At 71.0% G+C, this 9,546-nt stretch carries 8 protein-coding genes; 1 reads left to right on the top strand and 7 read right to left on the bottom strand.

Annotated features, from left to right (window positions below; all coding sequences use genetic code 11):
- Nucleotides 1-56: 56 nt before the first annotated feature.
- Nucleotides 57-800 (bottom strand): PAS domain S-box protein, encoded by a 744-nt coding sequence (locus AB0M20_RS13155; protein WP_364297630.1) that lies wholly within the window; start codon nucleotides 798-800, stop codon nucleotides 57-59.
- Nucleotides 801-860: 60 nt separating this feature from the next.
- Nucleotides 861-3,365 carry an aminopeptidase N gene (gene pepN / locus AB0M20_RS13150; RefSeq protein WP_364297628.1) on the bottom strand — a complete coding sequence of 835 codons (2,505 nt, stop codon included), beginning with the start codon at nucleotides 3,363-3,365 and terminating at the stop codon, nucleotides 861-863.
- A gap of 271 nt (nucleotides 3,366-3,636) precedes the next feature.
- On the opposite strand from pepN, the gene trpS reads away from it, so the two are divergent.
- Nucleotides 3,637-4,716, top strand: a complete 1,080-nt coding sequence (trpS, locus tag AB0M20_RS13145; protein WP_364297626.1) for a tryptophan--tRNA ligase — start codon at nucleotides 3,637-3,639, stop codon at nucleotides 4,714-4,716.
- Here trpS and obgE read toward each other — a convergent pair.
- The 5 genes from obgE to AB0M20_RS13120 form a co-directional block, all read right to left on the bottom strand.
- Nucleotides 4,699-6,144, bottom strand: coding sequence for a GTPase ObgE (gene obgE, locus AB0M20_RS13140; protein WP_364297624.1), 1,446 nt, complete (start codon nucleotides 6,142-6,144; stop codon nucleotides 4,699-4,701). The two genes, trpS and obgE, sit on opposite strands and share 18 nt — an antisense overlap.
- Nucleotides 6,145-6,226: 82 nt before the next feature.
- Nucleotides 6,227-6,484: a 50S ribosomal protein L27 gene (gene rpmA / locus AB0M20_RS13135; protein ID WP_364297622.1), complete on the bottom strand. Its 258-nt coding sequence runs from the start codon at nucleotides 6,482-6,484 to the stop codon at nucleotides 6,227-6,229.
- A gap of 9 nt (nucleotides 6,485-6,493) precedes the next feature.
- On the bottom strand, nucleotides 6,494-6,808 hold the full coding sequence (gene rplU / locus AB0M20_RS13130; protein WP_364297620.1) for a 50S ribosomal protein L21: 315 nt from the start codon (nucleotides 6,806-6,808) through the stop codon (nucleotides 6,494-6,496).
- Between the two features lie 247 nt (nucleotides 6,809-7,055).
- A complete protein-coding gene (locus AB0M20_RS13125) occupies nucleotides 7,056-7,565 on the bottom strand; it encodes a hypothetical protein (RefSeq protein WP_364297618.1) in 510 nt (169 codons plus the stop codon).
- Between the two features lie 93 nt (nucleotides 7,566-7,658).
- A partial coding sequence (locus AB0M20_RS13120) for an Rne/Rng family ribonuclease (RefSeq protein ID WP_364297616.1) occupies nucleotides 7,659-9,546 on the bottom strand: 1,888 nt, incomplete at its 5' end.

Here is a 9,546-nt window from a genome sequence, read left to right as displayed (position 1 = left end):
TATTAAGCCGACCATTCGACAAGTTTTGGGATTGTTAAGGGTTCCGAGGCTCAACGTCAGGCCAGCCGCAGCTCGAGGGTGATCCGGCTGCCGACCGACGTACGCAGCATCTCCTCGAACCCGACGATCACCGAGTTGAAGTCCAGCACCTGCGGACGGACCACCTCGCGCCGGGCGAAGGCGAGCAGCTGATGGGTGAGCGCGGTGCCGCGCTCCCCCGCCTTGATCACCTGCTGCGCGTCGGTGACGATCGTCGCCAGGTCGGGCTTGTCCGCGGACGCTTCCTCGATGACGAAGTGCGCGTAGTTGACGATCACGCCGAGCATGTTGTTGAAGTCGTGCGCGATGCCCCCGGCCAGCTGGCCCAGGCTCTCCAGGCGGTGGTTGCGGTGGGTCTGCGCCTCCAGCCGGAGCCGGGCCTTCTCGGCGTCCGCCTTCGCCCGCTCGGTGCAGTCGCGGATCAGGGCGACCACCACGCGGCCCTGCGGGGTGTCCACGGCGGCGAGCGACGCCTCGACCGGCAGCTCGCTGCCGTCCTTCCGGCGGGCGGTGACCGCGACCGTGCCCATCGAGCCGGGCGCCGGCTCGGCGCTGCGGCGCTTCAGCAGGTGCGGCAGGTCCGCGAGCGACTCCGCGGTGATCAGCATCTGCGCGCCCTTGCCGACCAGGTCCGCACGGGACCAGCCGAACAGCTCTTCCGCACGGTCGTTGACCAGCACGATCCGTCCGTCGTCCATGACCAGGATCGCGTCCGGAGCGGCCTGCAACAGGCCGCTGGACAGCGCTTCAGACCATTCCACGCTTCACCCCCCGTGATCTCACTTTACGGGAAGAAACCGGGCGGAAAGGGCGAAATAAGATCAGCTTCGCGCGTCCAGCGCCTGCCGCACGTCGTCGTCCCCGTCCACCACCACCCGCTGCAGCGTCGAGTTGAGATCGGGCTGTCCCAGCAGCTCGGCGGCCAGCTCACGGGTGTGTGGATCAACGGCATATCGGGGGTACGCGGTGATCGCGATCTTCTCCGCCCCGCCGCCGCTGCGGATCTGCATCATGCCCGGCATGTCGGCGAAGTAGCGGGCCACGTATTCCCTGGTCAGCGCGCTCTGCTCGGGCTGCCAGAAGCCAACCGCGACGGCGTCGGCGAGCCGCGCCGAGGTGTCCGCGTCGGCGACGATGGTGTGCCAGGCGCGGGCCTTGGCCCCGGGGTCGGGCAGCGCGGCCCGGCAGCGCGCGGCGAACTGCTCACCGGACGCGGTGCGGTCCCGCTCGTACTCCGCGTCGATCTCCTCCGCGGTGGCCGCGCCCAGCACCACCAGGCGGTACAGGACCAGCCAACGCAGCTCGGCGTCCATCGCCAGCCCCTCGGGCACGCCCTCGCCGGCCAGCCAGCCGCGCAGCCGCGTGGTGTCTACCGAGGCGGAGATCAGCCCGCGAGCGGCGGCCAGCTGCCGCGACCCGCCGGCCTCCGCGGCGGCGAGCAGCCGGTCGCAGGCCTGCGCGATCATCTCGAGCGCGGCCGGCCGGGTCTCCGGCGTCGAGTACCGGTCGACCAGCCGCCGGGTCGCCGCCAGGACGTCCTCGGCGATCACCACCTCGGTCTCCATCGGCAGCGCGGCCAGCACGAGGGTGACCAGCTCGGACACCGGCCGCTCGCCGTCGGTGACCGCGTCGAGCACCGCCGCCCAGATGACCGCCCGGGTCAGCGAGTCGTCGATCAGGGGCAACATCATCGGTACGTTCGCCAGCGACCCCTCGTCGAGCCGGATCTTCGCGTACGTGAGGTCACCGTCGTTGACCAGCAGCAGGTCCGCCGCCGCCGCACCGACGAGCTCCGGGACAGTCGTCCGCGAGGACCCCGCCTCGAGGTCCAGCTCGATCCGGTCCCGCCGGACCACCCCGCCGCCCGGCCCGCGGTCGTAGAGCCCGAGCGCCAGCCGGTGCGGCCGCAGTGTCGGGTGGTCCTCCGGAGCCGTCTGCACGATGGCGACCGACTCGTACGTCCCGTCGGCGGCTCTGCTCACCTCGGCCCGCAGGGTGTTCACCTGGGCCCGCCGCAGCCACGCCTCGGCCCACGCGGACAGGTCGCGGCCGCTGGCCTTGCTCAGCGCGCCGAGCAGGTCGGCCAGCGTCGCGTTGCCGTACCGGTGGGCCGCGAAGTGGTCGTTGACGCCGGCGAAGAAGGTGTCGTCACCGAGCCACGCAACGAGCTGCTTGAGGGTCGAGGCGCCCTTCGCGTACGAGATCCCGTCGAAGTTGAGCAGCGCGAGCTCGGTGTCGGCGACCTCGACCGGCGCCACCGGATGGGTCGACGGGCGCTGGTCCGCGCGCATGCCCCACGCCTTGCGGCCCACCGCGAAGCTGGTCCAGGTGCCGGTGAAGCGGGTCGCCTCGCCGGCCACGCGCGAGCCCATGTATTCGGCGAACGACTCGTTGAGCCACAGGTCGTCCCACCACTTCATGGTGACCAGGTCGCCGAACCACATGTGCGCCATCTCGTGAGCGATGACCATCGCCCGCAGCTCGCGCTCGCTGTCGGTGACCGCGGCGCGGAAGACGAACTCCTCGCGGAAGGTCACCAAGCCCGGATTCTCCATCGCGCCGGCGTTGAACTCGGGCACGAACGCCTGCCCGTAGTGGCCGAACGGGTAGCTGATCTCGAACAGCTCCGCATACCGGTCGAGGCACTGCTTGGTGACCTCGAAGAGCTCGTCCGCCTCGGCGTCCAGATACTGCGCCAGGCCCTGCCGGGCGTACAGCGCGAGCGGCAGGCCGTCGTGCTCGTCGGTGCGCACGTGGTACGGCCCCGCGATCAGCGACATAAAGTAGGTGGCCAGCGGGACGGTGGGCGCGAAGACAAAGCGGCCGTTGTGGGCTGGTTGGGCGAGGGGCGCGTTGGCCGCGACGATCCAGTCGGGCGGGGCGGTGACGCTCAGCGTGACCGGGGCCTTGAGGTCGGGCTGGTCGAAGCAGGCGAAGACGCGGCGGGCGCCGTCCAGGAACAGCGTCGCGGCCAGGTAGACCCGCTGGTCCTCCGGGTCGACGTAACGGTGCAGGGCCTCGCCGTCGTTCGAATACGCCATCTGCGCCTCGACGACCAGTTCGTTTGCCGCGGCCAGCCCGGTCAACGGCAGCCGGTGATCGCGCAGGGTGCCGGGGTCGAGCGGTGCGCCGTTCAGCGTCGCCGAGATCAGCTCGGCGGGCTGCACGTCGGCGAAGGTGGCCCCGCCCTCGACGGCCGAGAACCGGATCACGGCACGCGAACGGAACGAGCCGTCGGGATCGGTCAGATCGAGGTCGATCTCGTACGACTCGACGTCGATCGTCGCGGCCCGATCGATGGCCTCAACGCGGGTCAGGCTCGGCATGCGGACCATCATGCCGCTCCGGGACACCGGGTCGCACGGGGCGCGCGTGGCCACGGTGAGTTTCCTGTCACCGTCGCCGGCTCTGCGGATGGGCGTATCATTTGGCCCATGCGCGTGTGTGATTTTGCTTGGTGGCTGCCCTAGGGCGGCCCATCCCCACACGCGAAACCGACGTTCGCGGCCGCCTCCACGCAGGCGGCCGTTTCGCTGTGTCACGGCAAGCCGGTGTCTGCGGGAAGTGGTCGCTCGTACCCATCGAAAGGACGCGACCGTGACCATCACACCGACCCTGACCCGACGCCTCACCGGATTCACTCCGAGCGGACACCTGCACCTCGGCAACCTGCTGGGCGCCATGCGCCCGCTCATCGCGGCGCAAGGCGCCGCGGACTCCTTCGCCTTCATCTCGGACCTGCACGCGCTCACCCTCGAGCACGACCCCCGACGGGTACGCGAACAGAGCCTGGAGGTGGCCACGATGCTGCTCGCCGTCGGCGTCGACCCCGATCGCACCGCGCTGTTCCTGCAGTCCTCCATCCCCGAGCACACCTCCCTGCACTACCTGCTGGAGTGCGCGACCGGGTACGGCGAGGCGGCCCGGATGATCCAGTTCAAGGAGAAGGCTGGGCTGCTACCGGCCGCTGAGCCTTCGGCAAGGGCTGGGCTGCTACCGGCCGCTGAGCCTTCGGCAAGGGCGGAGAATCAACGCCCCTCCGCGGCAGGCGGCGGGCCGGTGCGCCTCAGCCTGCTCACCTATCCGGTGCTGATGGCCGCGGACATCCTGCTCTACGACATCGACCAGGTGCCGGTCGGTGACGATCAGAGCCAGCATCTCGAGCTGGCCCGGACGATCGCGCTGCGGTTCAACCGGCGTTACGGCGACACGTTCACGGTGCCCGAGGGCGTGCTCCCCGACTCCGCGGCGCGGGTGATGAACATGGCCGACCCGGCCGCGAAGATGAGCAAGAGCGCATCGAGCGACGCGGGCCGCATCGGGCTGCTGGATTCGCCGGAGAAGGTCCGGCGGACCATCGCACGAGCCGTGACCGACACGGTCGGGATCGTCCGGCACGACCCAGCCCGGCAGCCGGGCGTGACCAACCTGCTGGGCATCCTCGCGGCCCTGGGGCAGCCGGTCGGGCCGTTCACGTCCTACGGCGATCTGAAACGGTCCGTGACCGACGCGGTGGAGGCGGTGCTCGCCCCGGTCCGGGCTCGCTACGGCGAGTTCTCGAAGGATCGCGGCTATGTCACGTCGGTGCTGGCGCAGGGCCGCGACCGGGTGCGGCCGACCGCCGCCGGCACGGTACGCCGTGCGAGGCGCGCGATCGGCCTACTCGACCTCGGCTGACTCCTCGCCGTCGTGGATCAGTACCGGGGCCGGCGCCGGGGCCCGGCGCGCCCTGCGGGCGGCCAGGCGCTGGGCCGCGCTGGTCCGGGCGGACGGCTCCTCCAGCCGGACGTCCGAGCCGCGCGGCCCGGCGACATACTCGCCCGCGGTCGGCTGCCAGTCGAACTCCTGGGTGCCGATCCGGACCGGGTCGCCGGCCTGCGCGCCCTTCTTGGCCAGGGCCGCCTCGACACCGAGACGCTCGAGGCGGTCGGCCAGATAGCCGATGGCCTCGTCGTTGTCGAAGTTCGTCTGCTTGATCCAGCGCTCGACCTGGATTCCGCGGATCACGTACACGCCGTCGGCGTCCTGCTCGATCGTGAAGCCCTTCTCGTCGACCGCGCGGGGACGCACGATCGCGCGGGTGGGCTCGGCGGGCGGAGTGGCCAGGCGATGCGCGGCGACGGCCTCGGCCAGGGCGTACGTGAACTCCTTGAGCCCCTCCCGGGTGACCGCGCTGACCATGAACACCCGGTACCCACGCGCCTCCAGGTCGGGCTTCACCATCTCGGCCAGGTCCCGCCCGTCCGGGATGTCGATCTTGTTGAGGACGACCATCCTGGGTCGCTCCTCGAGCCCCCCGTACGCGTTGAGCTCCGCCTCGATCGCGTCCAGGTCGGCCAGCGGGTCGCGCTCGATCTCCGGCGCCGCCGCGTCCAGCACGTGGACCAGCACCGAGGTGCGCTCGATGTGCCGCAGGAACTGCATGCCCAGCCCCTTGCCGGTGGCCGCGCCCGGGATCAGGCCGGGCACGTCGGCGACCGTGAAGATCTGCTCACCGGCCTGCACCACGCCCAGGTTGGGCACCAGCGTGGTGAACGGGTAGTCGGCGATCTTCGGCTTGGCCGCCGAGATCACCGAGATCAGCGACGACTTGCCGGCCGATGGGAAGCCGACCAGGCCCACCTCGGCCACGCTCTTGAGCTCGAGGACCACGTCGAGCTGGTCGCCCGGCTCGCCCAGCTCGGCGAACCCGGGCACCTTGCGCCGCGTGTTGGCCAGCGAGGCGTTGCCGCGCCCGCCCCGGCCCCCGCGAGCCACCTCGAACGAGGCTCCGGCGCCGATCAGGTCGGCCAGCACCTCGCCGTCGGCGGTCTGCACCACGGTCCCGTCGGGCACCTTGAGCACCAGGTCGGCGCCGTTCGCGCCGTCCCGGTTGGCGCCCGCGCCGCCGGTGCCGTTGGAGGCCTTGATGTGCGGGCGGAAGTGGAAGTCGAGCAGGGTGTGCTGCTGCGGGTCGACGACCAGCGTGATGCCGCCGCCGTGCCCGCCGTTTCCGCCGTCCGGGCCGCCCAGCGGCTTGAACTTCTCGCGGCGCACCGAGACACAGCCGTGCCCGCCGTCACCCGCCTGCAGGTGCAGCACGACCCGGTCGACGAACGTGGTCACTTTGTCCTCCGAAAAACAGCGGGCCGCGGGACCCCATCAGGTCCGCGGCCCGCTGCTAAAAGCTTGCTCGAAACGGCGTTTATTACTGCTCAGACGGCACGATGCTGACCGTCTTGCGGCCGCGCTTGGTGCCGAACTGCACGTTGCCCGTGGCCAGCGCGAAGAGCGTGTCGTCCCCGCCGCGGCCGACGAGCTCGCCCGGGTGGAACTTCGTGCCGCGCTGCCGGATGAGGATCTCACCGGCGTTGACCAGCTGACCGCCGAACCGCTTGACGCCGAGCCGCTGGGCGGCGGAGTCACGGCCGTTCCGCGAGCTGGAAGCACCCTTTTTATGAGCCATGACTGCGCCCTACTTCCCGCTGGAGATGCCGGTCACCTTGACGCGGGTCAGCGGCTGACGGTGCCCCTGGCGCTTGTGGTAGCCGGTCTTGTTCTTGAACTTGTGGATCCGGATCTTCGGGCCCTTGGTGTGCTCGGCGATCTCGCCGGACACCGTCACCTTGGCAAGCTTGGCAGCGTCGGTCACCAGGTTGTCACCGTCGACGAGGAGGACCGCGGCGAGAGTCAGCGAGTCGCCGGGAACACCCGTGAGCTTCTCGACCTCGATCACGTCGCCCTCGGCAACCTTGTACTGCTTGCCGCCGGTCTTGACGATCGCGTACATGAGACGCGGACTCCCTGACACTTACGCAGCCCAGTGTCGCGCTGCTGGCGGATACATCTCGGGGACCCCCGGCTCTGGGGAGAGCACTGGGGAGCGGGCGCCTGGAAAAGCGCCGTTGGCAAGCTTACTTCATCGACGCCGGGGATCCCAATCGGCCCCCGGGCTGTGCTGCTACCGGCCGCTGAGCCTCCGGCAAGGGCGGAGAACCCGGGCCCCTCCGGGGCCGCTGCTGGGCCGACCTCTCGGCTCAGTCCGTGCCGCACGCCTTGTCGAGCCCGCCGCCGATCGCGGCCAGCTTCTCCTCGTCCAGCTCCCGCACGTCGCCCTTGAGCGCGCCGACCTGCTTGCTCATCTCGCCGAGCGCCTTGCTGACCTTCGGGTCCTCGGTGTGCCCGGCCATGTCCCGCAGCGCGAAGGCGTAATTCTCCACGTCCCGCGCGGTCTTCTTCTTGACCTGGTCGGCGGCGGCCGGATCGGCCTTCGACGAGGCGTCGACGAGCGCCTTGATGTCGTCGGCGAAGGTCTTCGCGAACTGGGTGCTCACCCGCGTCGCCTGCTCGCAGATCGCGTCTTTCGGCGCCGCGCCGGCGGCCGCGCCGGGCTTCGCCGACGCGCCCGGAGCGACGCTCGCGGCCGCTGCGGACGGAGTGGCGGCCGGCTCCGGCGTGGCGGCCGACGACCCCGTCCTGTCGGTCGAGCAACCGGCCGACCAGCCGGTCGCGGCCAGCAGGAACAGCACGACAAACAGTCGTCGCATCGGGGAACTCCTCGGGGCGTCGGGTGGGCGCCCCGAAGAGTAACCGATGTCGATGCCGCTGTTAAGTTTCCTAACCGATTCTTCCGCCGGTTCTCACGGCCGGGTCCGCCGCCGGGCCCCGCCGCGACGGGACCGCCGGCGACCGGCGGCCTCCTCGTCCTCGCCCGCGTCCGGGTCGTCGGCGCCGGCCAGCGGGCCCGAGCCGTTCGACTCATAGCGGGACAGGTCGTAGCCGCTCATGTCGTAGTCGTCGTCGCTGTCGGCCGTGGTGAGCGCGGGCGTCACCGAGACGATGCCCGAGCCCTGCACCGGCGGCGGAACGTCGGCGACCATCTCGACGGGCTCGGCGGGCTGGGTCTGCTCGGCCTCGGTGGCCGCGATCTCCTCCACGGCCGGGGCCTCCTCGACCACGTCGACCGCCGGCTCGCTGCCCCGGCGGCGCCGCGACCTCGCCGGCGCCTCCTTGGTGGTGGCCGCCGCGACCGCCTTGACCTGGTTGACCGCGCCGGACGACCGCTTCTCCGGCACCGGCTCGGTGTGGATCACCAGGCCGCGGCCCTTGCAGTGGTCGCAGGTCTCGCTGAACGCCTCGAGCAGGCCCGCGCCGATCCGCTTACGGGTCATCTGCACCAGGCCCAGCGAGGTGATCTCGGTGACCTGGTGCTTGGTCCGGTCACGGCCCAGGCACTCGGTGAGCCGGCGCAGCACCAGCTCGCGGTTGCTCTCCAGCACCATGTCGATGAAGTCGATCACCACGATGCCGCCGAGGTCGCGCAGCCGGAGCTGACGCACGATCTCCTCGGCCGCCTCGAGGTTGTTGCGGGTGACCGTCTCCTCGAGATTGCCGCCGGCGCCGGTGTACTTACCGGTGTTGACGTCCACCACGGTCATCGCCTCGGTGCGGTCGATCACCAGGTGGCCACCCGAGGGCAGGAAGACCTTGCGGTCGAGGCCCTTGAGAATCTGCTCGTCGATGCGCTTGTCGGCGAAGACGTCCGCGCCGCCGGTGTGCCGGTGCAGCCGCTCGACGAGGTCGGGCGAGACGCTGTTCAGGTAGTTCTCGATCTCGCCGTACGCCTGGTCGCCCTGCACGACGAGCTCGTTGAAGTCCTCGTTGAACAGGTCGCGGACCACCCGGATGACCAGGTCGGGCTCCTCGGAGAGGGCGACCGGGGCGTGCCCGCCCGCGGCCCTCGCCTGGATGTCCTCCCACTGCGCCTGCAGCCGCTTCACGTCGCGGGCCAGCTCGTCCTCGCTGGCGCCCTCGGCGGCGGTCCGCACGATCACCCCGGCGCCGTCCGGCACCATCTTCTTCAGCACGTCCCGCAGCCGCTTGCGCTCGGTGTCCGGCAGCTTGCGGCTGATCCCGGAGGCGTTGCCGTTGGGCACGTAGACCAGGTGCCGGCCGGAGAGCGCGATGTGGCTCGACAGCCGGGCGCCCTTGTGCCCGATCGGGTCCTTGGTGACCTGCACCAGCACCGAGTCGCCGGAGCGCAGCGCCTGCTCGATCGAGCGGGCCCGGCCCTCCAGCCCGGTGGCGTCCCAGTTGACCTCGCCGGCGTAGAGCACGGCGTTGCGCCCCCGGCCGACGTCCACGAACGCCGCCTCCATGCTGGGCAGCACGTTCTGCACCTTGCCGAGGTAGACGTTGCCGACCATCGTCCCGGAGGTGGACCGCGACACGTAGTGCTCGACCAGGACACCGTCCTCGAGCACGGCGATCTGGGTGCGGTCCGGCTTCTGCCGCACCACCATCACCCGGTCGACCGCCTCGCGGCGGGCCAGGAACTCCGACTCGCTCAGGATCGGCGGGCGGGTGCGGCGCTGCTCGCGGCCGTCGCGGCGGCGCTGACGCTTGGCCTCGAGCCGGGTCGAGCCGGAGACGCCCTGCACCTCGTCGCTGCGGCGCGGCTCGCGGACCCGCACCACGGTGTGCACGCCGTCCTCGACGCCGCCCTCGTCACCCCCGCCGGAGCCCTTG

This window comes from Actinoplanes sp. NPDC051633 (assembly GCF_040681735.1).
Taxonomy (GTDB): Bacteria; Actinomycetota; Actinomycetes; order Mycobacteriales; family Micromonosporaceae; genus Actinoplanes.
This window is presented reverse-complemented; position numbering and strand designations above follow the sequence as displayed.

Excerpts from the sequence above, each read along its gene's own strand:
- rplU (WP_364297620.1), bottom strand. The coding sequence starts at position 6,808 with ATGTACGCGATCGTCAAGACCGGCGGCAAGCAGTACAAGGTTGCCGAG.
- rpmA (WP_364297622.1), bottom strand. The coding sequence starts at position 6,484 with ATGGCTCATAAAAAGGGTGCTTCCAGCTCGCGGAACGGCCGTGACTCC.
- pepN (WP_364297628.1), bottom strand. The coding sequence starts at position 3,365 with ATGCCGAGCCTGACCCGCGTTGAGGCCATCGATCGGGCCGCGACGATC.
- AB0M20_RS13125 (WP_364297618.1), bottom strand. The coding sequence starts at position 7,565 with ATGCGACGACTGTTTGTCGTGCTGTTCCTGCTGGCCGCGACCGGCTGG.